The organism is Streptomyces sp. NPDC093546, from assembly GCF_044765045.1.
Taxonomy (GTDB): Bacteria; Actinomycetota; Actinomycetes; order Streptomycetales; family Streptomycetaceae; genus Streptomyces.
Window position 1 is genome coordinate 65228 of record NZ_JBIWJG010000009.1, and the last position, 25792, is coordinate 91019.

The 25792-nt window shown below is 72.5% G+C and carries 16 protein-coding genes; 10 read left to right on the plus strand and 6 right to left on the minus strand.

The window, feature by feature from the left end; all coding sequences use genetic code 11:
• Both ACIRNI_RS20710 and ACIRNI_RS20715 read right to left on the minus strand, forming a co-directional pair.
• Positions 1-504, minus strand: a complete 504-nt coding sequence (locus ACIRNI_RS20710; protein ID WP_403552981.1) for a DUF6643 family protein — start codon at positions 502-504, stop codon at positions 1-3.
• Positions 505-751: 247 nt separating this feature from the next.
• Positions 752-1939, minus strand: a complete 1188-nt coding sequence (locus ACIRNI_RS20715) for a glycosyltransferase (RefSeq protein WP_403552982.1) — start codon at positions 1937-1939, stop codon at positions 752-754.
• A gap of 58 nt (positions 1940-1997) precedes the next feature.
• On the opposite strand from ACIRNI_RS20715, the gene ACIRNI_RS20720 reads away from it, so the two are divergent.
• Both ACIRNI_RS20720 and ACIRNI_RS20725 read left to right on the plus strand, forming a co-directional pair.
• Complete coding sequence (locus ACIRNI_RS20720; protein WP_403552984.1) at positions 1998-2789, plus strand: glutamate racemase; 792 nt, start codon at positions 1998-2000, stop codon at positions 2787-2789.
• An 84-nt stretch (positions 2790-2873) separates the two neighbouring features.
• On the plus strand, positions 2874-3476 hold the full coding sequence (locus ACIRNI_RS20725; RefSeq protein ID WP_403552986.1) for a hypothetical protein: 603 nt from the start codon (positions 2874-2876) through the stop codon (positions 3474-3476).
• Here the strand turns inward: ACIRNI_RS20725 and ACIRNI_RS20730 are convergent.
• The gene (locus ACIRNI_RS20730) at positions 3385-4458 is read right to left on the minus strand and encodes an O-antigen ligase family protein (protein ID WP_403553282.1); all 1074 of its coding nucleotides are present in this window, start codon (positions 4456-4458) and stop codon (positions 3385-3387) included. The genes ACIRNI_RS20725 and ACIRNI_RS20730 overlap by 92 nt on opposite strands.
• Before the next feature lie 326 nt (positions 4459-4784).
• On the opposite strand from ACIRNI_RS20730, the gene lnt reads away from it, so the two are divergent.
• The 4 genes from lnt to ACIRNI_RS20750 all read left to right on the plus strand — a co-directional run bounded on the left by lnt (position 4785) and on the right by ACIRNI_RS20750 (position 9796).
• Complete coding sequence (lnt, locus tag ACIRNI_RS20735) at positions 4785-6389, plus strand: apolipoprotein N-acyltransferase (RefSeq protein WP_403552988.1); 1605 nt, start codon at positions 4785-4787, stop codon at positions 6387-6389.
• 10 nt (positions 6390-6399) lie between these two features.
• Complete coding sequence (locus ACIRNI_RS20740) at positions 6400-6879, plus strand: NUDIX hydrolase (RefSeq protein WP_403552990.1); 480 nt, start codon at positions 6400-6402, stop codon at positions 6877-6879.
• A gap of 60 nt (positions 6880-6939) precedes the next feature.
• Positions 6940-7737, plus strand: a complete 798-nt coding sequence (locus ACIRNI_RS20745) for a 3-hydroxybutyrate dehydrogenase (protein ID WP_403552992.1) — start codon at positions 6940-6942, stop codon at positions 7735-7737.
• 70 nt (positions 7738-7807) lie between these two features.
• The gene (locus ACIRNI_RS20750; protein ID WP_403552994.1) at positions 7808-9796 is read left to right on the plus strand and encodes a helix-turn-helix domain-containing protein; all 1989 of its coding nucleotides are present in this window, start codon (positions 7808-7810) and stop codon (positions 9794-9796) included.
• Positions 9797-9841: 45 nt separating this feature from the next.
• On the opposite strand, the gene ACIRNI_RS20755 is transcribed toward ACIRNI_RS20750, so the two are convergent.
• The 3 genes from ACIRNI_RS20755 to ACIRNI_RS20765 form a co-directional block, all read right to left on the minus strand.
• Positions 9842-11209 carry an MFS transporter gene (locus ACIRNI_RS20755; protein ID WP_403552996.1) on the minus strand — a complete coding sequence of 456 codons (1368 nt, stop codon included), beginning with the start codon at positions 11207-11209 and terminating at the stop codon, positions 9842-9844.
• 295 nt (positions 11210-11504) lie between these two features.
• On the minus strand, positions 11505-12287 hold the full coding sequence (locus tag ACIRNI_RS20760; RefSeq protein WP_403552998.1) for a diiron oxygenase: 783 nt from the start codon (positions 12285-12287) through the stop codon (positions 11505-11507).
• Between the two features lie 132 nt (positions 12288-12419).
• On the minus strand, positions 12420-13052 hold the full coding sequence (locus ACIRNI_RS20765) for a hypothetical protein (protein ID WP_403553000.1): 633 nt from the start codon (positions 13050-13052) through the stop codon (positions 12420-12422).
• A gap of 183 nt (positions 13053-13235) precedes the next feature.
• Here ACIRNI_RS20765 and ACIRNI_RS20770 point away from each other — a divergent pair, with 183 nt between their 5' ends.
• The 4 genes from ACIRNI_RS20770 (at position 13236) to ACIRNI_RS20785 (ending at position 25779) form a co-directional block, all read left to right on the plus strand.
• Positions 13236-15545, plus strand: coding sequence for an MMPL family transporter (locus tag ACIRNI_RS20770; RefSeq protein WP_403553002.1), 2310 nt, complete (start codon positions 13236-13238; stop codon positions 15543-15545).
• A 199-nt stretch (positions 15546-15744) separates the two neighbouring features.
• Entirely contained in the window at positions 15745-21702 is a 5958-nt protein-coding gene (locus tag ACIRNI_RS20775) for an SDR family NAD(P)-dependent oxidoreductase (protein ID WP_403553004.1), read from the plus strand.
• The gene (locus tag ACIRNI_RS20780) at positions 21695-24163 is read left to right on the plus strand and encodes a 3-hydroxyacyl-ACP dehydratase (protein WP_403553006.1); all 2469 of its coding nucleotides are present in this window, start codon (positions 21695-21697) and stop codon (positions 24161-24163) included. Before ACIRNI_RS20775 ends, ACIRNI_RS20780 begins: the two co-directional genes overlap by 8 nt.
• Positions 24160-25779 (plus strand): PfaD family polyunsaturated fatty acid/polyketide biosynthesis protein, encoded by a 1620-nt coding sequence (locus ACIRNI_RS20785; RefSeq protein ID WP_403553007.1) that lies wholly within the window; start codon positions 24160-24162, stop codon positions 25777-25779. Before ACIRNI_RS20780 ends, ACIRNI_RS20785 begins: the two co-directional genes overlap by 4 nt.
• Positions 25780-25792: the final 13 nt, after the last annotated feature.

The window sequence follows — 25792 nt, forward strand, 5'->3', positions numbered from 1 at the left end:
TCAGTATCCACCGCCCTGGTAGGGGCGGTTGTACGGGTCGTCGTACGGAGCGGGCTGGACGGGCACCGGAGCGGGGCGCGGCGCCGCCGGGCGCATCGCCTCGTACCCGGTGGCCACCGGTCGCGCGTACGGGGCGGGCTGCGGAGCCGGATAGCCGCGCGGAGCCGTCGCCTGCTGCGGGATGTACGGCGCGGGCGCCTGGTGCAGCGGCGTGGGCTGCGGCATCTGGACCTGGACCGGCTGTGGATACGGCTGCGGCTGCGGTTGGGGGTAACCGTAGGAGCCGCCGTAGGAGGGGCTGGGCTGGGAGGGGGCTGCCGGGAGGGCGGGCAGCGCCGAAGGGAGGGCCGGCAGGTGGCTGCTGCCGGTGTCGTACGCGGCGGGCACTCGGATCGGGGCGATCTGAGGCGTGCCCCGCTCTGCGACCAGGGAGTCGTAGATCGGGGTGTCCGGGAACGACGGCGCGCCGTAGTAAGCGCCGCCGTAGGAACGGGGGGAGGTCATGGCACATAAGTTAAGCCCACGATGTGCTGAGTGGGGAGTCCGATAAGAGGGTTGTTTTACGTGTACTGAGCGGCCACCGAGGCTCAATGCGAGCGAACGTGGGGAAAAGGGGCGCCTCTTCTGGTAAAACCCATGCTGAGGAGGGGGTTACCCGTGGTCAGCCGCCCTCTTTTCGATGGCCGGTACATAAAACTACGGCGGCCGGAACGACGATCAAGGGGCGCTCAGTCGATGGGCATGTCCATGATTAAGCGCGCGAATGCCGTGTCCGCGGACGCGGATACGTACGGCCCTTCCAGGACGCCCCGCGCCCGCGGTAGTGCTGCACCGCCGAATCGACCGTCATGCACAGATAGAGCAGGGCCGTGAACGGCAGCAGGAAGGCCGACCACAGCGACTGGCGGTAGTAGCGGAGCATCGGCATGTACGTCCCCGCCATCACCGCCCACGCGCCGGCGCCCAGCAGCCCGGCCGCCGTGTCGCCCCCGAACAGCCCCGCGGCCAGCGCGGCGGGCGGTGCCGCGTACACCAGCAGCAGCCCTCCCACCGTTCCGGCCAGGAGCAGCGGATTGTGCCGGAGTTGGGCGTACGCGCTGCGCGACACCATCCGCCACAGGCTGCCCAGGCGCGGGTACGGGCGGATGCTGTCCACCCGTTCCGCCAGCCCCAGCCACAGCCGTCCACCCGCTCGCCGTACCGCGCGCGCCAGTGACACGTCGTCGATGACGGCGTGCCGGATCGACTCCGGCACACCTGCCCGGTCGGCCATCTCCGTACGCAGCAGCACGCAGCCCCCCGCGGCGGCGGCCGTCCGCGCACCGGCCTCATTGACCCGGCGGAAGGGATAGAGCTGGGCGAAGAAGTACACGAACGCCGGCACCACGAGCCGTTCCCAGCCGCTCGCCACCCGCAGCCGGGCCATCTGCGAGACGAGGTCGATGGAGTGGGTGGTGGCCGCCGCCACGAGCTCGCGGAGGCTGTCGGGCTCATGCGCGATGTCCGCGTCCGTCAGCAGCAGGTACGCGGGCTCGGGCCACGCCTCACCCGTGCGTGCCACCGCGATGCCGTGCCGTACGGCCCACAGCTTCCCGGTCCAGCCGGCCTCCGGCGGGCCCGGCGACGCCACGGTCAGCGGTAGCCCCCCGTACCGGACGGACAGCGCGCGGGCGAGGTCGCCCGTACCGTCCTTGCTGCCGTCGTCGACCAGGACGATCCACGCGGGACCCGGATAGTCCTGGGCCAGGAGCGACGGCAGGCTCACCGGCAGCACCTCGGCCTCGTCCCGGGCCGGCACCACGACGGCCACGGACGGCCAGCGGGCCGGAGCCTCCCTGCGCGGCAGGCGCTGGTCCGTCCGCCAGAAGAAGCCCTGTCCGAGCAGCAGCCAGACCCATGCCGCCGACGATCCCAGCGCGATCCACGCAATGGTGCTCATTCGTCGCAGTCTGCCCCACAATGACGGCAGCGCAAGGGGCGTCGGCTAGGGTGACCGGGTGAAGATCGCGCTCATGGACTCCGGAATCGGCCTGCTGCCGGCGGCGGCCGCCGTGCGTCGGCTGCGGCCGGACGCGGATCTGGTCCTCTCCTCGGACCCCGACGGAATGCCCTGGGGGCCGCGCACGCACGGGCCCGGGTACGTCGCGGAGCGCGCGCTCGCCGTGGCCAGGGCCGCCGCCGCGCACCGGCCGGACGCGCTCATCGTGGCCTGCAACACCGCCTCCGTGCACGCCCTGCCCGCACTCCGTGCCGAGCTGGAGCCGCAGATCCCCGTCATCGGCACCGTTCCCGCCATCAAGCCCGCCGCGGCCGGCGGGGGCCCCGTGGCGATCTGGGCGACCCCGGCCACCACCGGCAGCCCGTACCAGCGCGGGCTCATCCGCGACTTCGCCGACTCGGTCGACGTCACGGAGGTGCCGTGCCCCGGGCTCGCCGACGCCGTGCAGCAGGCCGACGAGGACGCCATCGACCGGGCGATCGCGGCGGCGGCCGCCCTCACACCCGACGATGTGAGGGCCGTCGTCCTGGGCTGCACCCATTACGAACTGCTCGCCGAACGCATCCGTGCCGCCGTTCAGCCGGCCGGCCTGCCGCCCGTCGCCCTGTACGGCTCCGCCGACGCGGTCGCCGCCCAGGCGCTGCGCCGGATCGGCGCCGACCCGGACCCGGCCGCCACGCCCAGCACCTGCCTGGAGGTGCTGCTCAGCGGCCGGCCCTCCGAGCTCCCGCAGGCGGCACTGGCGTACGCCGAAGGCCGCGTGCTGGCCGCCGTCACGCCCGCCCGCTGAGACCCCCTGGGCGGTGGGGGAGGGGTACCGCCGAGGGGCGCCGCCGAGGGGCCGTGAACGCGGAACGTGAGTACGCTGCTACGCATGAGGGACCTCCCCCGCAGTGAGCCGCCCCCTCCCGTGGACCCGGCGCCCGAGGTCTGGACGGGACGCGCGACCAACCGCGTCCAGTGGCTCCTCGCCGCCGCCGGCGCGGCCTGCGTGGCCCTCGGCATCGAGCTGGCCGTCGAATCCCCGTGGACCTCGGGCGTCGCGGCACTGCTGATGGCGGTGGTCGGCTGTGTCACGGCGGGCCTCCTCGTGCTCTTCGGGACACTCGCCTTCGTCCACGTCGAGCTCACCGTCGACCACGACGCCCTCGAAGTGCGCTGCGGCCACATGGGCCTGCCGCGCCGCCGCATCCCGTTGACGCAGGTGGTGGGCGCCGACTTCGCCGCGTCCGTCACCCCGCGCCAATGGGGTGGCTGGGGCTACCGCTGGCGTCCGGAGAAGGGCACGGCCGTGGTGGTGCGCCGGGGCGAGGCGCTGGTCCTCACTCTGGGGGACGGACGCAGCTTCACGGTGACGGTCGACGACGCGGAGGGCGCGGTCCGCTTCATCCGCCACCGTCTGCACCTCCACCGCCGCGAGAACCGCCACGAGAACCGCCTCGAGAACCGCCTCGAGGATCTCCGCGAGGATCTCTGAGGCCGGAACCCACCGGAGCCGCCGCCGGGGCGTGCGCCGACGCGAGGCCCGCCAGCAGCCCGGCGGCCGTCGTCACCGGGGTGAAGCTCAGCGCGTTGCCGACGGCCGCGAAGGCGGCCAGCGCCGTGAGCGCCGCGGCGGCCGACAGCACCACGGGCGTCGGGCGCGGTGACCGCCACAGGCCGTACAGCAGCCAGCCGGACAGCGCCGCCAGCAGGCCAACGCCCACCAGCCCCTGCTCGGCCGCCTGCTGGAGCGGCGCCGAGTGTGGCTTGCCGTCCGAGCGCGGCGACTGCTGCGCCGTCGCGCTCAGGTCGCCGAAACGGCCGGGGCCCGCCCCCAGAAGCGGGTCCGTCCGGGCGACACCGACCGCCTCCCGCCACACCTGCACCCGGTACGCGGTGAGCGGGCCCTCCACGGAGGCGGCCGGCCCCGGCGGAACGGCGCCCCCGGCCACCGCCCACGGCGTCCCGGCCAGCAGCCCCCCGGCCAGGGCCAGCCCTGCCAGCGCCGGCAGCCGCCTGCGTATCCGCGCCGCCGCCAGCGAGCACAGCAGCACCAGCGACCCCGCGACGCACCCGGTCACCGACCCCGATGCGAGGGCGGCGCACGCCGCGCCGAGGGCCAGCAGCCGCAGGGTGAGGCGGGCTGTCGGACGGCGGGCGGCCGCGGCGGCGCAGCAGGCGAAGCCCACGGCCAGCGCCGTCAGCGCGGCGTACGCGCCGGTGTCTCCGGGCAAGGCCGGGCCGACGGCCGTCGCGCCCGGCAGCCCGGGCCGCGTCGCGAGTGCCAGGCCCACGATCCCCAGCGCCGCACCCGCGGCGGCGGCCACCGGCAGCAGTGCCCCGGCGATCCGGCCGCACGCGTACCCCGCCGCGACGGCGAGCACCGCGAGCAGCACCCCCTCGGGGCGCGCGTCCCGCCCGGCCGCGCTGATCAGCGCCGCGACGGCGCAGGCACCGAGCAGCGCGGCGCCGACCACGTCCGACCCCCTGCGGTGTTCCGCGTCCCGCTCGCCCGGACTTCCCGCGACGGGCTCCGGGACCAGCTCCGCGACCCGCCTCGAGACCGTCTCCTGGTACCGGTCCGGGACCGGCTTCGGCACAGCAAACATCCCCGTCAACCCCCCGAAAGCGACGGGCCCCCTGGTGAAAGGGGTCCGTCACTCACCGTAGGACACGTGAACCGAGATGTGGAGGGCCTGTGCAGAAACGATGAGGCGGGCGTCGAGGCGGACGGCGAGACGGAGGTGGGCAGCCGCCCGGACCGGCTTCCCGCCCCTCCGGGGCGCCGCCGTAGACTCCGCTCGTGAGCGCCACCATGACCCCCGTCGACGACGCACCCCCGCCCGCGGCCGCCGAGGAGCGGAGCGTACGGCTCCTGCGGCGGCTGGCCAGACCGGGGGCGGCGGCACTCTCCGGTGTCCTGCTGTACCTCAGCTTCCCGCCCCGCCCCCTGTGGTGGCTCGCCGTGCCCGGGTTCGCCCTGCTCGGGTGGGCGCTGCGCGGCCGGCGCCTCAGGGCCGGCTTCGGTCTCGGCTACCTCGCCGGACTGGGCTTCCTCCTCCCGCTGCTGGTGTGGACGGGCGAGGAGGTCGGCGCCGTGCCGTGGCTCGCGCTCGTCGCCGTCGAATCGCTCTTCCTGGCGGCCGTCGGCCTCCTGACCGCCGCCGTCTCACGGCTCCCCGCCTGGCCGGTGTTCGCCGCCGCCGTGTGGATCCTGGGCGAGGCGGCCCGCGCGCGTGTCCCCTTCGGCGGCTTCCCCTGGGGGAAGATCGCCTTCGGTCAGGCGGACGGCCTGTTCCTGCCGCTCGCCGCCGTCGGCGGTACGCCCGTCCTCGGCTTCGCCGTCGCCCTGTGCGGCTTCGGCCTGTACGAGGGGGTGCGCGCCCTGCGCGCGTACCGGAGGACCGGCGCCCTGCCGCGCGCACCGCTCGCCGCGGCCCTGCTCTCCGTGCTCGTCCCGGTCACCTCGGCCGTCGCCGCACAGCCGCTCGTCTCCGACGCGGCCGAGGACGGCACCGCGACCGTCGCCGCCATCCAGGGCAACGTGCCGCGCCTGGGCCTGGACTTCAACGCCCAGCGTCGTCAGGTCCTCGACAACCACGTCCACCGCACCGTGCAGCTCGCCGCCGACGTCGCCGCCGGAAAGGCCGCGAAGCCGGACTTCGTCCTGTGGCCGGAGAACTCCTCCGACCTCGACCCCTACCGCAACGACGACGCCCGCGACGCGATCGACCGCGCCGCCAAGGCCATCGGCGTCCCCGTCGTCGTCGGCGCCGTCCTCACGCCCGACACCGGGAACCTGCGCAACACGCTCATCGAGTGGGACCCGCGGCGCGGCCCGGTCGACACGTACGACAAGAGGCATGTGCAGCCGTTCGGCGAGTACATCCCCATGCGGTCCTTCGTACGGATCTTCAACAGCGACGTCGACCGCGTCAGCCGGGACTTCGGGCCGGGGGACGAGGTGGGCGTCTTCGACCTCGCGGGGACCCGGGTGGGGCTGGCGACGTGCTACGAGGCGGCCTTCGACTGGGCGGTACGGGACACCGTCACGCACGGGGCCCGGCTCATCAACGTGCCCAGCAACAACGCCACCTTCGGGCGCAGCGAGATGACCTACCAGCAGCTCGCCATGTCGCGCGTCCGGGCCGTCGAGCACAGCCGTGCCGTGGTCGTTCCCGTCACCAGCGGCGTCAGCGCGATCATCCGGCCGGACGGGACCATCGTCCGCGAGTCCCGGATGTTCACGCCGGACGCCCTGGTCGCCGAGGTGCCGCTGCGGTCCTCCCTGACCCCCGCCACCCGCCTTGGCACCCTCCCGGAGGCCGCCCTGGTGGCGATCGCCGCGGCCGGGCTCGGCTGGACCGCCGCCCGGGCGCGCCGTACCCGCCGGTCGGCCACCGCTTAGGGTCGGGGGCATGGCAACCCCAGACTTCATCCGGGCCCTGAGGGCCACCGCCGGCCATCAGCTCCTGCTCCTGCCGGGAGTCACCGCCGTCGTCTTCGACGACGCGGGCCGGGTGCTGCTGGCGAGACGCGCGGACACCCGCAAGTGGTCGCTCGTCGGGGGGATCCCGGAGCCGGGCGAGCAGCCGGCCGTCACCGCCGTACGGGAGGTGTACGAGGAGACCGCCGTCGAGTGCGTGGTGGAACGGGTCGTCCTGGTCGAGGCGCAGCCGGAGCCGGTGACGTACCCGAACGGCGACCAGTGCCAGTTCATGGACACGACCTTCCGCTGCCGGGCCGTCGGCGGGGAGGCGCGCGTCAACGACGACGAGTCGCTGGAGGTGGGCTGGTTCCCGGTCGACGCGCTGCCGCCGCTGCGGGAGCCGGAACTGTTCCGCATCAAGCAGGCCCTCACGGACGACCCCACATGGTTCGCCACCACGGCCCCATAAAGCGAAGTATGGAGCCGGAGCACATACGTCGCTGACTCACGGCTTCATAGGGTGCCGAGCATGACCGCACCCCACCCCCTCGCCACCCCCCTCGACCTCGGCGGCCGCACCGCGCTCGTCACCGGCGCCGCGAGCGGCATCGGCCGGGCCTGCGCGCTCCGCCTCGCGGCCGCCGGGGCCAAGGTGAGGGCCGTCGACCGGGACGCCGACGGCCTCGCCGCGCTGGCCGCACTCGCCGAAGCGACGCCCGGCCTGCCCGGCGCGGTCGCCCCGCAGCTCCTGGACCTCACCGACCTCGACGCCGCCGAAGAGGCCGCCGCCGGCACCGACATCCTGGTCAACAACGCCGGGCTGCAGCGCGTGAGCCCCCTGGAGGACTTCCCCCCGGACGTCTTCCACACCGTCCTCACCGTGATGCTGGAAGCACCCTTCCGCCTGATCAGGGGCGCGCTGCCGCACATGTACGCGCAGAAGTGGGGCCGTATCGTCAACATCTCCTCCGTCCATGGGCTGCGCGCCTCCGCCTACAAGTCGGCTTATGTGGCCGCCAAACACGGCCTGGAGGGACTCTCCAAGACCGCCGCCCTCGAAGGCGCCCCGCACGGAGTGACCTCCAACTGCGTCAGCCCCGGCTATGTACGCACCCCGCTCGTCGAGGCGCAGATCGCCGACCAGGCCGCCGCGCACGGCATCCCGCGCGAGCGCGTCCTCACCGATGTCCTGCTGAAGGACTCGGCGCTCAAGCGGCTCATCGAGCCCGAGGAGGTCGCCGAGGCCGTCGCGTACCTCTGCGCGCCGCAGGCCTCCTTCGTCACCGGCACCTCGCTCGTCCTCGACGGCGGCTGGACCGCGCACTGAGTCCGGTGCGGCGCCCCGGGGTTTTCCACAGGGCTGGTGCGATCACCCGTACGACAGGAATCCTGTGACCATGTCCGAGGACCAGCCCGACCCGACCGACCAGCCCGACTCGCCCGACCAGCTCCCGCACACCGAGCAGCTCCCGTACCTGGAGCTCCTCGCCCGTGGCGCGGCCGGGGAGGCCTACGACCGGCCCGTGCTGCTCGCCCGTGCCGAGGGGGCGGGCCCCGAGGCGCTGGCCGAGCTGGAGCGGGCCAAGCGGCTCGCGCTGCGCGTGCGCGCGGAGCTGGAGGGGCGGCGGCGCCGGGAGGCCGAGCTGTCCGCCCTGTTCGAGACCGCGCACGACCTCGCCGGGCTGCGCGACCTCGACGCGGTGCTGCGGGCCATCGTGCAGCGCGCCCGGTCCCTGCTCGGCACGGAGGTCGCCTACCTCAGCCTCAACGACCCGGCCGCCGGGGACACTTACATGAGGGTCACCGAGGGCTCGGTGTCGGCGCGCTTCCAGCAGCTGCGCCTGGGCATGGGGGAGGGCCTGGGCGGGCTCGTCGCCCAGACCGCCCGGCCGTACGTGACGGAGAGCTACTTCGACGACGAGCGGTTCCGCCACACCCGCGCCATCGACTCCGGCGTACGGGACGAAGGGCTCGTCGCCATCCTCGGCGTGCCGCTGATGCTGGGCAGCCAGGTCATCGGCGTGCTGTTCGCCGCCGACCGCCGGGCCCGGGTCTTCGAGCGCGAACAGATCGCCCTGCTCGGCTCGTTCGCCGCCCACGCCGCCGTCGCCATCGACACGGCCAACCTCCTCGCCGAGACCCGCACCGCGCTGGCCGAGCTGGAGCGGGCCAACGAGATCATTCGCGCCCACAGCGGCGTCATCGAACGCGCCTCGGACGTCCACGACCGGCTCACCGAGCTGGTGCTGCGCGGCGGCGGCGTGCAGGACGTGGCCGCCGCGCTCGCCGAAGTGCTCGGCGGAACCGTCGAGTTCACCGAAGGGCCGCTCCCGGCGGCGCACGGCGACGGCCACGCCGTACGGCACGGCGACGACTGGGTGGCGGCCGTCTCGGCGGGCGGCGAGGTGTTCGGGGCGCTCGTCGTGCACGGCCACCCGGACCTCGACCCGGTCGACCGGCGCACCCTGGAGCGGGCCGCGATGGTCACCTCCCTGCTGCTGCTCGCCCGCCGCTCGGCCGGCGAGGCGGAGCAGCGGGTACGGGGCGAACTCCTCGACGACCTGCTGGACGCGCCCGACCGCGACCGGCGGCTACTCGAGGAACGCGCCGCCCGCCTGCGCACCGACTTCGACGTCCCGCACGCCGTGCTGGCCGCCCGGATCGACCGGCCCGCGCCCGGCAGCGTGGAACGGGACGGCGCCGACCGGCAGCGCCTGTGGTCGGCCGCCTCCCACCTGGCCGCCACCCGGCACGGACTGGCCTCCGCGCGGGACGGCGGCACGGTCCTGCTGCTGCCGCTCGGCCCCGACGACACCGCGGCCGACCTCGCCCGCCAGGTGGCCAGGCACCTCGGCGGAGCCCTGCGCGAACCGGTCACCGTCGGCGCCTCGTCACCCGTCGACGAGCCCGCCGCCCGGCCCGGCGCGATAGCCGCAGCGTACGCCGAGGCCCGCCGCTGCCTGGAGGCCCTGCGCCTGCTCGGCCGCTCCGGGGAGGGCGCCGCGGCGCAGGACCTCGGCTTCCTGGGGCTGCTGCTCGCCGACACGCGCGACATCTCCGGGTTCGTCACCCGCACGATCGGCCAGGTCATCGCGTACGACCGGCGCCGGGGCACGGACCTGGTCCGGACCCTTGACGCGTACTTCGCCAGTGGGATGAGCCCGGCCCGCACGAAGGACGCGCTCCACGTCCACGTCAACACGGTGGCGCAGCGCCTCGAACGGATCGCCTGCCTCCTCGGCCCCGACTGGCAGTCCCCGGCCCGCGTCCTGGAGGTCCAGCTGGCGCTGCGGCTCCACTCCATGTCGGCCGCGGTCACCCACGGAAACGGCCACCACGGAAACGGCCACCACGGAAACGGCCACCACGGAAACGGCCACCACTGAAACGGCCGGCCGCGGGTGCGGCCGGCCGTCGGTCCCGTCCGTGCCTCAGCGGTCCGCGGTGACGCGTCCCGGGGCGTCCTCGGCCACCATCGGATCGGCCAGGTCCCGGTTGCGGGTCTCCCGGGCGCACCCGATGGCGACCACGGTGAGCAGCGCGGCGGCGATGACGTACAGCGCGATCGGCGTGGAGCTGCCGTAGTCGGCGAGCAGCGCCGTCGCGATGAGCGGCGCCGGCGCACCCGCCGCCACGGAGGAGAACTGCGCACCGATGGAGGCACCCGAGTACCGCATCCGCGTCGCGAACATCTCCGAGAAGAACGCCGCCTGCGGCGCGTACATCGCCCCGTGCAGGACCAGCCCGACGGTCACGGCGAGCAGCAGGCTGCCGGAGCTGCCGCTGTCGATCAGGGCGAAGAACGGGAACATCCACAACCCGACACCGACCGCTCCGATGAGGTACACCGGCCGCCGCCCGATGCGGTCCGACAGCGCACCCCAGGCGGGGATGACCGCGAAGTGCACGACGGAGGCGATGAGTACGGAGTTGAGGGCGGTCTGCTTGCTGAGCCCGGCCGACGTCGTCGCGTACACCAGGATGAAGGCGGTGATCACGTAGTAGCTGATGTTCTCCGCCATCCGGGCGCCCATCGCCACCAGCACATCGCGCCAGTGGTGCCGCAGCACGGCCACGAGCGGCATCTTCTCCAGCTGCCCGGACTCCGCCCTGCGGGCCTCGGCCTGGGCCAACGCGGCCTTGAAGACGGGGGATTCGTCGACGGACAGCCGGATCCACAGGCCGACGATCACCAGCACACCGGACAGCAGGAACGGGATGCGCCAGCCCCACGAGGTGAAGGCGGCGTCCGACAGCAGCGCGGTGAGCGCGGACAGCACCCCGGTCGCCAGCAACTGCCCGGCCGGCGCCCCGGTCTGCGGCCACGACGCCCAGAACCCGCGCCGCCGGGCGTCCCCGTGCTCCGACACCAGCAGCACGGCCCCGCCCCACTCACCCCCGAGCGCGAACCCCTGCACCAGCCGCAACACGGTGAGCAGTACCGGAGCGGCCGACCCGATGGTGGCGTGCGTCGGCAGCAGGCCGATGGCGAAGGTGGCCCCGCCCATCAGCAGCAGACTGAGCACGAGCAGCTTCTTCCGCCCGAGCCGGTCCCCGTAGTGCCCGAACACGAGCGCCCCGAGCGGCCGCGCGGCGAACCCGACGGCGTACGTCAGGAACGACAGGAGGGTGCCGACGAGCGGATCGGACTCCGGGAAGAAGAGCTTGTTGAACACGAGCGCGGCGGCGGAGCCGTAGAGGAAGAAGTCGTACCACTCGATGGTGGTGCCGATGAGGCTGGCGGCGACGATGCGCTTGAGGCTGGACGGTGCTGGTGGAGCGGTCGCGGGGGAGGACATCGGCACCACTTCCTGGCGGTTGACGGGGACGGTTGTGTGTCGCCATACCGTAGGAACGTGCAGGTCAGAGGCGTATGTGGTGGGACACCATAGTTCCGGGGTCGGGTGTGCGCGGGGCCACCATGGGGGCCGCCTGCGGTGACGGCCGGGGGCGAACCCGTCCCGCAGCTCGGTCCGCGCGGTTCCGCATGCGCGCGCGGCGTCACTCCATCAGTCCCGCTTTCCGCCACCAGTGGTGCTTGCGCCGACTGATCATGCCGACTTCCGTCAAGTAGTTGACCGGCTTCTCGCCGAGCTACCTCGTGGTCCGCCGGAAATGCGGGTTTCGCCTGGCCTGGCGTCCGGCCTCGTCCGGGTCGAGGCCGACAGCACGGTAGATCTCCGGATTGGTGGAGATGCTCATGAAGAGGCAAGCGGCGAGGGCGGTCACCTGGCGGTGGCGGGCGAGTCCGGCGGGGGACGTCCGTGCGACGGCGTGTGACAGCTCCGTACGTGCGAAGCGCACGTGCCGGGACTCCTCGATGACGTGGAAGCGGCAGACCTGCCGGATGAGCGACTGAACTCGCTCGTCCGCCATGGTTGCCCGTTGCCATCGGTCGAAGACTTCCTCCCCCACGAGCGTGAGTGCGAAGAGGCTGGGGCCCCGCAGAAGAAGCTTCTCGAACACTTCGAAGGGCCAGCGCGGTGTTGCCGGCGGACGGTAGGCGGGGGAGCCGAGCGCGAGGATCAGCTGAGCGAACATCAGGGAGTGCCGGGTCTCCTCCCCGATCTCGACCAGCGCGTAACGGCTACGGCTGTCGGTGAAGTCACCCGAGCTCAGGTGGCGGGCCAGCATCCGGATCAGGCAGAACTCCAGCCATGTCGCGGTACTCAGCGCGTTGACGGCCTCGCTGCGCGACAACAGCAGGCGCTGCCGTTGGTCCATCCGCTGCCACAGCGGTGTGCCGTAGAGCGAGATCCTCTCCGGCTGCCAGTACCAGGCGTCCTCCGACAGAGGCGTCTGCCAGTCGATGTCCACAGTGGGATCGGATGCGTGCGCGGCGGATGTGGTCAGCAGCCGGTCCGCGACCTTCTCCACGTCGGCATCACCTGGTTGCCGAGCCGAAGAGATCGTCATTCAAGTCATCTTTCTTCGGTATTCTTCTTGGTTTTTCATTACGGCTTTTCTGGGGGCCCGGGCCGCGGGAAACGTCCCGGTGTCCACCCGAAATCAGGAAACTGTCAGACGCCCGCGGCCCTGAACGTGATCGAGGCCGCCACCGAAGCATTTCCTGGCGTCGTTGGTCGGCACCATGCTTCCGGATACGGACCGTGCCGCCATGAGGCCCGAGGAGACGCGACCACTGAGAAAGCGATCCAGCGGCGAATAACCACCGCTACCGGCGGCGGGGGCGATGACCGACCGCCCGATGACGCGCCCGGTACGGTTCGACCCGGCGTACCAGGTGACGGTGGCGGAGCCGCGTACGCCGTTCATCCGGGAGCAGGTGGCGGTCCCGCTGCCCCGCAGGGTCAGCTTGCCGGACTTGATCCTCGGCTGCCGGCCGTTGGGCGAGGTGCAGGAGTTCAACTGCACCGTGCCTTGGGCGGACACACTCCGCGGCCTGGTGGAAACCGGAGGGGAGAAGGTGATCCGTCCCCCTCGCGGCGTCTGCAGGGCGCAGGTGAGGGTGGCTTCGGCGCGCTGGGCGGCCGATGCGGTTCCCCGCGCCGTCGGCTGGGCGTGTCCGGATGACGGGCCGATCGTCAGCAGGGCGAAGGCCGCGGTGATGACGGCCGCGGCCCGCATGCTTCGAGGCGCCCGCACCATGGATTGCACACGAGCGTTTCGTGCCTCCGCCATGAAATCGTCTCCTTGTCGTACCGGGTTCATTCGAATTGTCAGCCGCACCCTACTCAGGATTCCGGACGGCGCGGATGCCCGGCCTGCTCCTTAACTCATTCGGGCTAGGGCGAGTTTGGTGACTCAACCCGCGTTTCGAAAGGATTGCGGTTCCCGCCGATTCCCGACGGAAGGACCCGGTTCATGCGATGGTGCCTCCCGGCCCGCCAATTGCTGACGTCAGTCGGCTGGGCCGTGCGCCGCCCTGGGTGGGTCCTGGCCGTGACCATGGTCATGGGCGCGCTGCTGGGGTTCGCGGCTCTGGGAACTGACGAACGTCTCTCCAGTGGCGGTTACATTGCCGAGGGAACCGAGGCGGCCCGTGCCGAGACGGTCTTGCGGCACCGGTTCGACGCGGGAATCTCGGACCTGGTGCTGCACATCAAGGTCACCAGGTCCGTCGACGATCCCGAAGTGGCCCGAGCGGGGGCGGACTTCACGCAGCGCGTGGCCGAACGGCCGGAGGTGCGCGAGGCGCTGTCGTACTGGACGACGGGAGAATCCCGGCTGGTCAGCCACGACCGGGACGCGGCGCTCGTCGTCGTCGACCTGCGCGGCGACGACAGCGAGGCCGCCCGGCACGCCGCGACGCTGGTTCCCCGGCTCACCGGCGTACAGGGGGAGTTGCACGTCTCCGCGACCGGTTCCGCATGGGTCATGGCCCAGGCCACCGAGCTGAGCCGGCAGGAGTTGTTCCGGACCAAGCTCATCGGCCTGCCCCTGGCGGTCCTGCTGCTGTTGTTCGCGTTCGGCTCGCTGACCGCGGCGCTGCTGCCCGCCGTGGTGGGCGGGCTGTCCGTCGTGGGCACGCTCGCGGTGCTGCGGCTGTTGACGGATGTGATGCCGGTGTCGGTCTTCGCGTCGAACATCACGACAGCGCTCGGTCTGGGCCTGGCGATCGATTACGCCCTCTTCGTCGTCACCCGCTACCGGGAGGAACTGGCCGCCTTCGCCCCCGGCGAGGCCATCGCCCGGACCATGCGCACGGCCGGTCGGACCGTCCTCTTCTCCGCGAGCACAGTGGTGGCCTGCCTGAGCGCTCTGCTGCTCTATCCGCTCGGGTTCCTGCGGTCCCTGGCAGTCGCGGGCATCACCGTCGTCGTACTGGCCGCGGTGATCACCGTTCTGGTCCTGCCCGCTCTGCTGTCGGTCATCGGTACCCGGATCGACCGTGGGGATCTGTTCGCGCCGCTGCGGCGCCGGCGTGGCGGCAGCGGTCGGCAGGAGACGCTGTGGAGCCGGATGGCCCGGCTGGCGACCGGGCGGCCGGTGCTCGTCGGTGGCATGGCCCTGCTGTTCCTGGTCACCCTCGCCATCCCCTTCGGCCATGTGCGGTTCGGCGTCACCGATGAGCGGGTGCTCCCGAAGGACGTCGAGTCGCACGCGACCGCCACCCTCATCGAGCGCGAGTTCCCCCTCCCGTGGAACCGGACCGTGACGGTCCTGCTGCCCGACGTCGACGCGGTGGACCAGCAGAGCGAACTCGACGCCTACGCCCGCCGGATCTCGGCGCTCCCCGGGGTGCACGAGGTGTCGGCGGCGGGCGGCTGGTACGCGCACGGTCGGCAGACAGCCGGACCCACCATGGGCTCGCTGACACACATCACCGACGGCGCCACATGGCTGGGTGTCACCGCGAGCGGGTCCCCGGACGCGGACCAGCGCCTGGTGGAGACACTGCGCGCGCTGCCCTCCCCCGGAACCCACCACCTTGTCGCCGGCCGGCCGGCGAGAGTCCTCGACACCAAGAACACCGTGCTCGAGCTCATGCCGTGGGCGGCGGCCGTCATCATCGGCAGCGTGCTGCTGCTGCTCTTCCTCTTCACCGGTTCGGTCCTCATCCCCGTCAAGGCCGTTCTCATGGGCATCCTGAGCCTGACGGCGAGCTTCGGTGCCATGGTCTACGTGTTCCAGGACGGGCACCTGCGCAGTGTGCTGGGGAACTTCCCGGTCACCGGGGAGTTGGAGACCTCCATGCCGGTGCTGGTGTTCGGCGCCGCCTTCGCCCTGTCCGTGGACTACGAGCTCTTCCTCGTCTCGCGTATGCAGGAGGAGTACCGCGCGACGGGCGACCACCGGGCCGCCGTCGTCGCCGGCGTCGCCCGCACCGGACGCATGATGACAGCCGCCGCGCTCATCCTCGCCGTCGCGCTGTTTCCTCTCGTCACGTCCGACATCACCCTGCTCAAGCTGGTCGGTTGCGGCCTGGCGCTGGCCGTGCTCGTGGACGCGACCATCGTCCGGGGGCTTCTCGTCCCGGCCTTCATGCAGGTGACCGGCCATGCCAACTGGTGGGCTCCGCGCCCGTTGGCCGCGGTCCACCGCCGCCTCGGTCTCGGCATGGACAAGCACCCCGCGAGTCTCTCCGGCGATCTGGTTCCAGCGCCCCGGGAGGTCGCCGAGTCACCGACGGGGCAGCGGCCCCCACCAGGTGCGCATCCAGGCTCGCGATGAGCTGTACCCGCGCCGGGAACCGGCGTTGCCGCTCGCGGGACGAGATGGTGTGCGGACGGGCGAATGAACATCTCCTCACGCGCCGTCTTCTCGACGTACTGCAGGGGGTCGAGGGACCTCGGCCCCCTTTCCACTGAAGGTTCAGAGTTACCGCAGGTGTGGGCCATGAGCCGTGGCCGTTATGGAAACGAGGTACCTGGTGAACGCCGCTGATTTCGATCGCCGTCTCGCCCGCGACCCGGTCGCCATCGTCGGGATGTCCTGTCTCTTCCCCCAGGCAACCGGACTCGGTGAGTTCTGGGACAACGTGGTGACCGGCCGGGACTGCATCGGCGACGTGCCGCTGAAGTGGTGGGATCCCGAGGACCACTACGACCCCGACCCCTTCGCCCCGGACAAGACCTATGCGAGGCGCGGCGGCTTCCTGTCGCCCACACTGTTCGACCCGCGCGAATTCGGCATGCCACCGCGGACGCTGGACTCCATCGGGCTCGTCCAGCTGCTGAGCCTGCTCGTCGCCCGGGACACCCTGGCCGACGCCGGGTGCGACAAGGCCGCCTGGTACGACCCGGCCCGTACCGGTGTGGTACTCGGTGTGTGCGGCAGCAACTCGACCCTGGTACCGCTCGCCGCCCGGCTGATGGTGCCGACCGGTGCGGGAATCCTCCGGGATCTCGGTACACCCGAGGAGGACGTGCGGCGCTTCGTCCGGGCGTACCTGGAAGCGCTGCCGTCATGGACCGAGGACTCCTTCCCCGGCATCCTGGGCAACGTGGTCTCCGGACGGATCGCCAACCGGATGAACCTCGGCGCCGCGAACCACACGGTCGACGCGGCCTGTGCCAGCTCCCTGGCCGCGGTGCGGACGGCCGTGGACGAACTGCTGTGCCGCCGCGCCGACCTGATGCTCACCGGGGGATGCGACGCCGACAACTCGATCGTGGCGTTCATGTGCTTCAGTCAGACCCCCGCTCTGTCGCCGAGCGGCCAGGTGCGTCCCTTCGACGCGGCGGCCGACGGCACGCTGATCGGCGAAGGCATCGGGATGCTGGCGCTCAAGCGGCTCGAGGACGCCGAGCGGGACAAGGACCGGATCTACGCGGTGCTCCGGGGCCTGGGGAGCTCCAGCGACGGGCGCGCCAAGAGCATCTACGCCCCGTCCGCCGAAGGACAGCTGGCGGCCCTGCGCCACGCCTACGAGGACGCGGACTGCTCCCCGAGCACGGTCGAACTGATCGAGGCCCACGGCACCGGGACGGCCACCGGCGACGAGGTCGAACTCTCCGCGCTGGACAAGCTCCTCGCCACACCCGGACAGAGCCGCCATGTCGCCGTCGGCAGCGTCAAATCGCAGATCGGGCACACCAAGGCGGCAGCCGGTGCGGCCGGACTGATCAAGGCGGCCCTGGCCCTGCACCACCGCGTCCTGCCCCCCACCCTGAACGTCGACCACCCCACCGGCCCCGCAGGCCGCGAGGACAGCGCCGTGTACGTCAACACGGAGTGCAGGCCCTGGGTACGCGACCCCGCCCGTCCGGCCCGGCGGGCCGGGGTGTCGGCCTTCGGTTTCGGGGGCGTCAACTACCACGCGGTCCTGGAGGAGCACACACCCTCCGAAGGGCGCCGCGAGCAGGTCCTGCACCGCACCCCCCGCGCCTTCCTGTGGCACGCCCCCGAGCCGCAGGACCTCCTCGTACGGCTGCGGCGCGGCGACGCCCCCGACGAAGGCCCCGTGCCGGCCGACCACGCGCGGCTCGGTTTCGTCGCCGCGGACGACGAGCAGTACACCCACCTCCTGTCCGAGGCGGTGCGGTTTCTGGACACCACGCGGGAGGTGCCGGTCCCGCAGGGCATCCACTACCGCCGGACGGCCCTGCCGGCCGACGCCAAGGTCGCCGCGCTCTTCGCAGGCCAGGGCAGCCAGTACGTCAACATGGGGTTGACGGCCCTGCTCGCCGTCCCCCCGGTACGAGAGGCCTTCGACCGGGCCAACGCGCTCTCTCCGGCCGAGGACACGCTGGCCCGCACGGTGTTCCCCCCACCCGGATCCGACAAGGGCCGCGACACCGCGCGCCTGCGCCGTACCGACTACGCACAACCGGCGGTCGGCGCCCTGGCGTCCGGCCAGTACACCTACCTCCGGGAACTGGGCTTCACCCCCGCGGGGCTGCTCGGACACAGCTTCGGCGAAGTGACGGCGCTGTGGGCCGCCGGCGTTCTGGACGACGACGCCTTCGCCACGCTGGCACAGGCCAGGGGGCGGGCGATGCGCCCCCCGACGGACAGCGCCGATCCCGGGGCCATGGCCGCCGTCCGCCTGCCGCGCGACACGGCCGAGCACATGCTCGCGACCGACCACCCCGAACTCACGCTCTGCAACCACAACGCCCCCGACGAGCAGGTGGTCGGCGGCCCGGCCCCCGAAGTGGAGCGCTTCGTACGTGCCTGCCAGGACGCCGGCATCACCGTACGGCCGCTGCCGGTGGCCGCGGCGTTCCACACGTCCCTGGTCGACCATGCCGTCGCACCCTTCCGGGCCGCCTGCGCCGGCACCTCCTTCCACTCTCCCCGGCTGCCCGTCTACGCCAACACGGCGGACACCGCCTACGGGCCGGACGGCGACGCCAACCGTGCGGTGCTGGCCGAGCAGCTGCGGCGCCCGGTGGACTTCGCCGGCCGCCTGCGGGAGATGTACGACGACGGCTTCCGCGTGTTCGTCGAGTTCGGCCCCCAGCAGGTCCTGACCCGCCTGGTCGCCCGCACACTCCCGGCGCAGGACGTGGAGACGGTGCCGTGCGACGCCGGAAACCCGGAGAGCAGCGCGACCGCACTGAAGGAGGCGGCGCTGCGCCTGGCCGTCCTGGGCGTCCCCCTGAGCGATCTCAACCGCTACGACGCCCCACCGGCCCCACCCCGCCCCGACGCCTCGTCGGTGGCCCGGCTGCTGGAGGGCCCCATGTTCGCGGCGGAGAGCCGCCGCGACGCATACCACCGGTGCATCGCGGAGATGGGGCCCGCGACCTCCCGCGAGGCCGCCGCCTCTCCCACCGAGGCCGTCCCCGCCGCACTCCACACCGGGACCCCCGACGCCACCACGGACGTCACCGTCCTGACCCGCGCCGCCACCGACCACCTGGCCGCCCACACCCGTTTCCTGCACCAGCAGACGGACACCACCAAGGAACTCACCGATCTGCTGCGCACCCGGGCGGCGAACGGGAAGCTCGACCAGGAGCTCGTCACCGCCGTCTCGGCGATCGCCGACCACGGGCAGGCCCTCAGCGAGGCGCACGCCCAGGCGGCCGCGGCCGTCACCGACCTGCTCCGTGACGCGGGTGACGGTCCGGTCCGGCGTGCCGACCTTCCGGTTCCGGCCCAGTGGGCGCCGACGGACACACCCCCGCAACCCGAAGCTCCGGCTCCGGCTCTGCGACAGGACGACACCCCGCCCCAGGGCCGCTCCGCGCTGGCCCAGTTGCTGGCCGGCGAAGACGACCGGCCGGACCAGGCACTGACCGACATGACGGGACTGTCGCTCGAGGAGATCACCGAGGCGTGCCGGGCCATCGTGGCGCAGAAGACCGGCTACGACATCGACATGCTCCAACCCGACATGTACATCCAGGAAGATCTCGGTGTCGACTCCCTCAAGCAGGTGGAGATCGGCGCGGAGCTGTGGCGCCTGTATCCCTCGATCAAGCGCGAGGACCTCTTCCGCTTCACCGAGGCGCGCACCATCGGCGAGCTGAGCGAGATGTTCGTGGAGACCCTCACGGCTTCCCGCTCCGCCCTGCGCCACACCGGCGAGGTCGAACTGCGGCGTTCCTTCGTCACGCTGCGGACCGTGCCCGCGGTGGACGAGCGGGCCGGCGCCTACGCGGACCAGCCCTGCGCGCTCGTCCTGGACGACGGCGGCGAGCTGACCGCCGCCCTCGCCGACACGTTGCGGACGCGGGGCTGGCGTACGTACCACCTGGGCCTCCCGGGGGTCTCGCGCGACGGCGTGAACAGCGGATCACTCGAGGACTGGACGGAGGGCGCGTTGGACGCGGCCTTCACCGCCGTGCTGGCCGACTGCCCCCGGCTCGACCTGTGTCTGCTGCCGGTCAGCCGGTCACGCAGCACATCCGCCGACGAGGCCGCCCAGCGGCTGCGACACGCCGTCCTGATCGCCAAACACGCCCAGGCGCCCCTCACGAAGACCGCACGAGACGGTCACCGTGCCGCCTTCGTCACGGTGACCCAGCTCGACGGCGCCCTCGGCTACGCCGGCGCCGGGGGAGACCCCGCCGCCGCTCTCGCGGGCGGCCTCGGCGGCCTGGTCAAGACAGCGGCGCTGGAAATGGCCCCGGTGTTCTGCCGGGCGCTGGACTACGCCCCCGAGCTGCCGCTCGACGCCGTCAGCGAGGTGTTCCACTCCGAGCTGCATGATGTGGCCACCGATCTGCGGGAAGTCGCGTGGGACGGCGAGCGGCGCCGGACCCCACAGCTGTCCGCCACCCCGGACGCACTGCTGCCCGCGCAACCGGACACCGCGGAACTGACCGACAGCGACCTGCTGCTGGTCACCGGAGGGGCCCGGGGCATCACCGCCTGGTGCGTCACCGCGCTCGCCGCGGAGCACCGGTGCGGTTACGTCCTGCTCGGCCGGACCCCGCTGACGGACGAACCGGAGGGGGCAACGGGGGTGGACGACCCCGCCCAGCGAACGATCCGCAGCACCCTGAGCGAACTCCGTGAACGCGGCGCCGACGTCACCTACGTGAGCGCGGACGTCCGCGACCCCCAGTCGGTGGCTGCCGCACTGGCCCCCTACGCATCCCGGATCACCGGTGTCATCCACGGCGCCGGCGTCCTGGGTGACCAGCCTTTGAGCCAGATGGACGGCGAGTCGATCGCCCGCGTGATCGACACCAAGGTGTCCGGCCTCCACCACGTACTCACCGCCCTCGACACCGCCCGCCTGCGGCACTTGGTGGTCTTCACCTCCGTGAGCGGTATCTGGGGCAACGTCCGGCAGAGCGACTACGCGCTGGCGAACGAGGCGGTCAACCGCTACGCCTGCGCCTACCAGGCAGCCCACCCGCACTGCCGTGTCACACCCGTCGCCTGGGGTCCGTGGGAGGGCGGCATGGCCGCGCCCGTGCACCAGTTCTTCGCGGAGAGCGGAGTACCCGTGCTCTCCCGGGACGCCGGCTGCGCACACTTCCGTGCGGAGATGCGGCGGGACGGCGGTACGCAAGGCGTCACCGTCATCGGCCCCGCGGCACCGTGGCTGCGGGTGGAGACACCCCTGCCCGCCACGGGGCTGACCGCCACCCGCGGGCTGGACCGGCTCGACGGTGAACCGATGCTGTGTGATCACCGCATCGGCGGCAACGCGCTGTTGCCCATGACCGCGGCCGTCGGCTGGGCCCTGCACACCGTGGAACGGGCGCAGGGCGGAGTACGGCCTGTCGTCGAATGCCGTGACTTCACCATCAGGCGCGGTGTGTACTTCGACGGCAACGAGCCCCAGCGGATCGGCATGCAGGTGGCACCGGACTCCACGGGGCAGAGCGTCCGCGTCACCGCGTACCGGGCCGACGGCCGCGCGGAGACGCTCCACTTCGACGGAGTCGTCAGCCTCGCCGAGCGCAACGAGCCCGCTCCCCGTGTCCAGTTGCCGCCGGTGGACCTCACCGGCGAACTCCACCCCGCCTACGTCGACGGGCCCCTGTTCCACGGCCCGTCACTGGCCGGACTGCGCGCGGGGGAGCAGAGGAGCCAGGAGCGGCTGGTCATTGCCGCACGCCTCACCGACCCCGTACTGGCTCATGGCGCCTACGCAGGCCACCTGTTCAGCCCTGGCCTGGCCGACCTGCTGCTGCAGGCCGCGGGTCTCGCGTGGTGCACCTCCCCGGCGGACTTCTGCGGGCCGGTGAGCGTGGAGAAGATCGAGCTGTTCGCACCGCTTCCCGATGACGAACCGTTCGTCATCGTCGCGGAAGCCAGAGAGGTCGGAGCGATGGACGTGCACTGCACCGTCACGGCCTGCGACAGCACGGGGCAAGTCCTTCAGCGGTGGACCGGGCTCCGCATGCTCCGGATCACGGAGGAGGAGGCGGTCCGCCTGCTCACGGCGGCCTCTGCGACCTTGGCGGGCACCCATGGCTGACTGGTATGAAGCAGGCGCGGAGACGGGCGCGGAACACGACGCCCTCTCCTTCAGCGGCGAGCCACTGCTCCACGTCCCGGTGAGGACAGCACCGGACAATGAGGACGGCGCCCCTCCCCGCACCTCCGGGAGCACCCCGCCCGCGCGCGGCGGCGCCGAGGACCCGGCCGGACTGGCCGAGCGCATGGCTCTGAGCCTGCAACGGGCCCACGCCTCGGTTCTCGACGCGCATCACGCCATCAGCCTGTGGCAGACGCGGAACGTGGCCCGACGCGATACCGTGGCCGCCCCCGCACCGGCGAGCGACGACGTCCCCGCACCGGCGAGCAACGCCCCTAGGCTCCGGCTTCCGGCCTCACGCACCGGCCTCGAAAACGACGACAGCCCGCCGTCCGCCGAGACGGCCGCCACCCCGGCGCCGCCACCGCACAGCGGGCTCGGCGCCGTCCGCTCGCTCCTCTCCACCGCGTGCGCGGCCCTGCCGCACGCCACCGGCGACGCGCCCCCCACCGGCCGACGCCGCTACGAGATGACGTGGCACGCTCCGGTCACCACCGCTCCGAGCGACCTCCGCACCCTGAGCCTGCCCGTTGCCGGCACCGGCGCACGCGCCTGCCGCGTGGACGACGGTGACCGTCCACTCCTCACGTTCACTGAGGCCACGTCCGACCGTGTGCCGACCGGAACCCAGGGCTCCGCCACGGCCCACCCGCCGGACCCTCGCCCCCTGGCGCGTACATCGGTAACCCGGCTCTTGGCCGCCGACCTCGACACCATGGTCACGGGCCGAGTGGCCGCGGTCCTGGGGGACGACTACGACCAGTCCCATCTGCCTCCGGCACTGCGCCTTCAGCCGTGGCGGGACCGCCTGCTGGAGGGCGTCGAGCACATCGACCCGACGGGAGGCGCGCACGGCCTGGGAGCGCTGACCGCCACGCTCCGCCCCGCCGGAGACGGCGCCACCCCCTCGCAGGTCCCCTACCTCGTCTCGGCCGCGGCCGAGGCACTGTACGTCTACGCCCTCCACCGCGGCCTGCACCTGTGTCTGCCCGCCGCGCACCCGGTTCCGCTGCCCGAGGCCTCCACGCACATCGAGGTCTACGACACCGATGCCGTGCACAGCACCCCCACACAGCTGAGCGCCGTGGTAGTGCGGACCGGGATGTCACCACGCCCGTTCGTGACGGCCGACTGCCTGATCACGGCGAACGACGAACGGGTGGTGGCCAGGTTGAGCGGTCTCAGCCTCGCTGTCTACGGCGAGCCGCGGGAAGACGCCCTGCTGCACGTGAAGCGGACACCCTGCCGACTGGCCTCCACCGGGGAGCCGGCCCCCCTCAACGAACTGCACATGGCGCACATCGCCGAGGGCGACCTCGGTCAGGTGCTGGCCGGAGGCGGGGCTCCACCGGCACGGACCGCGGTGCGACCGCGCCTTCCCCGGGGCGATCTCCTGATGGTGGACCGGGGGTTGAGGCTCGAGAAGGGCGACGTCGCCGGAGGCATCGGAGCCTCGGCGGCCACCGAGTACGACATGCCCACCGAGCCCTGGTACCACCGGGAGGCCGGCACCGACGGGGTTCCCCCCTTGGCACTCATGGAGATGGCACTGCAGCCCACCGGCCTGCTCGCCGGAGCACTCGGCCTGGCCACGCAATACCCGGACGAGCCGTTCGTGTGCCGCAATCTCGAAGGCCGGGCCCGGCTGACCCACCTCGTCGATCCGCGCGGCACCACCGTGGGGCAGCAGGTACGCCTCCGCTCCGCCACCGACCTCCCCGGGGCGGTGATGCACACGTACGCTTTCGAGCTCAGCTCGGACGGGCTGCCCTTCTACGTCGGCGAAACCGTGCACGGCTACTTCACCGCGGACGTCCTCGCCCGCCAGCAAGGACTGGACCACGGCCAGTACCGTGCTCCGTGGCTGGACCTCCAGGACACCACGCCGCCCGGCACACACCACTTCGACGCACGCGAGGACGCCCGCCTCGGCCGGGGCAGAATGGCCCTGCTGGAGGAGACGACCGTGGTGCCGGCGGGAGGCGCGCACGGCAAGGGATACGCACTGTGCGCGAAACCGGTCCGCGCCGACGACTGGTTCTTCGACCGGCACTTCCTGCACGACCCGGTCATGCCCGGCTCGGCAGGGGTGCAGATGCTCTACCAGGCGGTGCAGGCCTTCGCACTGCACACCGGTCTCACCGGCCACCTGCCCCACGCGTGGTTCCGCGCGGCTGTGGGAGAGGAACTGCACTGGTCGTACCGGGGGCAGATCCTCCGGGAGCATCAGCGCGTACGCGGCGAGGTGCACCTGCGCGAGGTGCGGCGGGAACCCGATCACGTGTTCCTCCGCGCCGACGGCAGCGTGTGGCGCGACGACCTGCGCATCTACCACATCAGGAACATCGCGCTGGTGGCCGCCTCCCCGGCCTCCCCGGCCTTCACGGAGGTGGGACCATGAGCATGCGGCACGACCCCGAAGGCGTCCACGCGGCGCTGTCCGCACTCGACCAGCCCTGTTACGTCGTCCGTTCGGGCGACCGTGTCGGCATCACGACGCGCCCGCCCCTGCCGGGTGACACGGTGCTCGCCGCCGCCTCGCCGCTGCCGCCCGGCCGCCTCGGATCCCCGGGCTTCCGTGAGCACCACGGCGTACGCGCCTCCTACATGGCCGGTGCCATGGCCGGAGGAATCTCCGGCACCGATCTCGTCACCTCCATGGCGCGCGCCGGATACCTCGCCTCGTTCGGCGCGGCGGGCCTCTCCGAGGACCGGATCGAGGGGGCCCTGCGGACTCTCGCCCGTCGGCTCGGGGACACGCCCTACGCCTGCAACCTGATCCACTCTCCCATGGCTCCGCGCAGCGAGCGTGCCTGCGTCGATCTCTGCCTGCGCCACAACGTGCGGTGCGTGGAAGCCTCGGCCTTCGTCGACCTCACCCCCGAGGTCGTGCGCTACCGGGCCGCCGGCCTGCGGCCCGGACCGGCGGGCGGCGTGGTCGTCGGCCACCGCGTCATCGCCAAGGTGTCCAGGCCCGAGGTCGCGGAGCGGTTCCTGCGGCCGGCTCCCGAAGCGCTCCTCGCCGAGTTGGTGGCCCGTCACGACATCACGGCCGAGCAGGCCCGGCTCGCCCGCACCGTGCCCATGGCCGACGACATCACCGTAGAGGCGGACTCCGGCGGGCACACCGACCGGCGCCCGCTCACCGTCCTGCTGCCCGCCATGACCAGCCTGCGGGACCGCGTCGCGCGGGAGACGTCCGGGCATCGGCATCCCCCGTCAGGGGTACGCATCGGAGCAGCCGGCGCTCTCGGCACCCCGCACGCCGTCGCGGCCGCCTTCGCGCTGGGCGCCGACTACGTCGTCACCGGCTCGGTCAATCAGGCCAGTGTCGAGGCCGACACCTCTCCCGCCGTCAAGGAACTGCTGGCGCAGGCAGGGCTCGCCGACTGCACCATGGCACCGGCAGCCGACATGTTCGAGCAGGGCGTCACCGTCCAGGTGCTCGGCCGCGGCACGCTCTTCCCCGGCCGCGCCGGTCGCCTCTACCGCCTCTACCGCGACCACGACAGCCTGGAGAACCTGCCACCGGAGGAGCGACGCGCACTCGAGGAGCGCGTCCTCGGCCGGCCGGTGGACGAGGTGTGGGCGGACACGCGTGACTACCTCGCCGCCCACCATCCGGACCAGCTCCACCGCGCCGAGCGCGACGCCAAGCACCGGATGGCTCTGACCTTCCGCTGGTACCTGGCCATGTCCTCGCGATGGGCCATCGCGGGCGATGCCGCGCACGCCAAGGACTGGCAGGTCTGGTGCGGTCCCGCCATGGGCGCCTTCAACACCTGGGCGGCGGGCAGCACACTGGAACCCGTCGACAACCGGCACGTCATCGCCATCGCGCACCATCTGATGCGCGGCGCCGCCTATCTCACGCGTGTGCACCACCTGCACGCTGGCGGAACGCGGCTCCCCTCGTCGTGCACCGACTACCGGCTGCCTCCGCGCCCGGCCGACACACCGCGCCCGGTACCGCCGACACAGCGGCTCTCCCCGCGTCTGCGGACCGCACATGCGTGAACCAGCCATGACG

What these genes read in the sequence shown, in the direction of transcription:
- ACIRNI_RS20710 (WP_403552981.1), bottom strand. Translation starts at nt 504, where the DNA reads ATGACCTCCCCCCGTTCCTACGGCGGCGCTTACTACGGCGCGCCGTCG.
- ACIRNI_RS20715 (WP_403552982.1), bottom strand. Translation starts at nt 1,939, where the DNA reads ATGAGCACCATTGCGTGGATCGCGCTGGGATCGTCGGCGGCATGGGTC.
- ACIRNI_RS20725 (WP_403552986.1), top strand. Translation starts at nt 2,874, where the DNA reads ATGAGGGACCTCCCCCGCAGTGAGCCGCCCCCTCCCGTGGACCCGGCG.
- ACIRNI_RS20740 (WP_403552990.1), top strand. Translation starts at nt 6,400, where the DNA reads ATGGCAACCCCAGACTTCATCCGGGCCCTGAGGGCCACCGCCGGCCAT.
- ACIRNI_RS20745 (WP_403552992.1), top strand. Translation starts at nt 6,940, where the DNA reads ATGACCGCACCCCACCCCCTCGCCACCCCCCTCGACCTCGGCGGCCGC.
- ACIRNI_RS20750 (WP_403552994.1), top strand. Translation starts at nt 7,808, where the DNA reads ATGTCCGAGGACCAGCCCGACCCGACCGACCAGCCCGACTCGCCCGAC.
- ACIRNI_RS20755 (WP_403552996.1), bottom strand. Translation starts at nt 11,209, where the DNA reads ATGTCCTCCCCCGCGACCGCTCCACCAGCACCGTCCAGCCTCAAGCGC.
- ACIRNI_RS20765 (WP_403553000.1), bottom strand. Translation starts at nt 13,052, where the DNA reads ATGGCGGAGGCACGAAACGCTCGTGTGCAATCCATGGTGCGGGCGCCT.
- ACIRNI_RS20770 (WP_403553002.1), top strand. Translation starts at nt 13,236, where the DNA reads ATGCGATGGTGCCTCCCGGCCCGCCAATTGCTGACGTCAGTCGGCTGG.
- ACIRNI_RS20780 (WP_403553006.1), top strand. Translation starts at nt 21,695, where the DNA reads ATGGCTGACTGGTATGAAGCAGGCGCGGAGACGGGCGCGGAACACGAC.
- ACIRNI_RS20785 (WP_403553007.1), top strand. Translation starts at nt 24,160, where the DNA reads ATGAGCATGCGGCACGACCCCGAAGGCGTCCACGCGGCGCTGTCCGCA.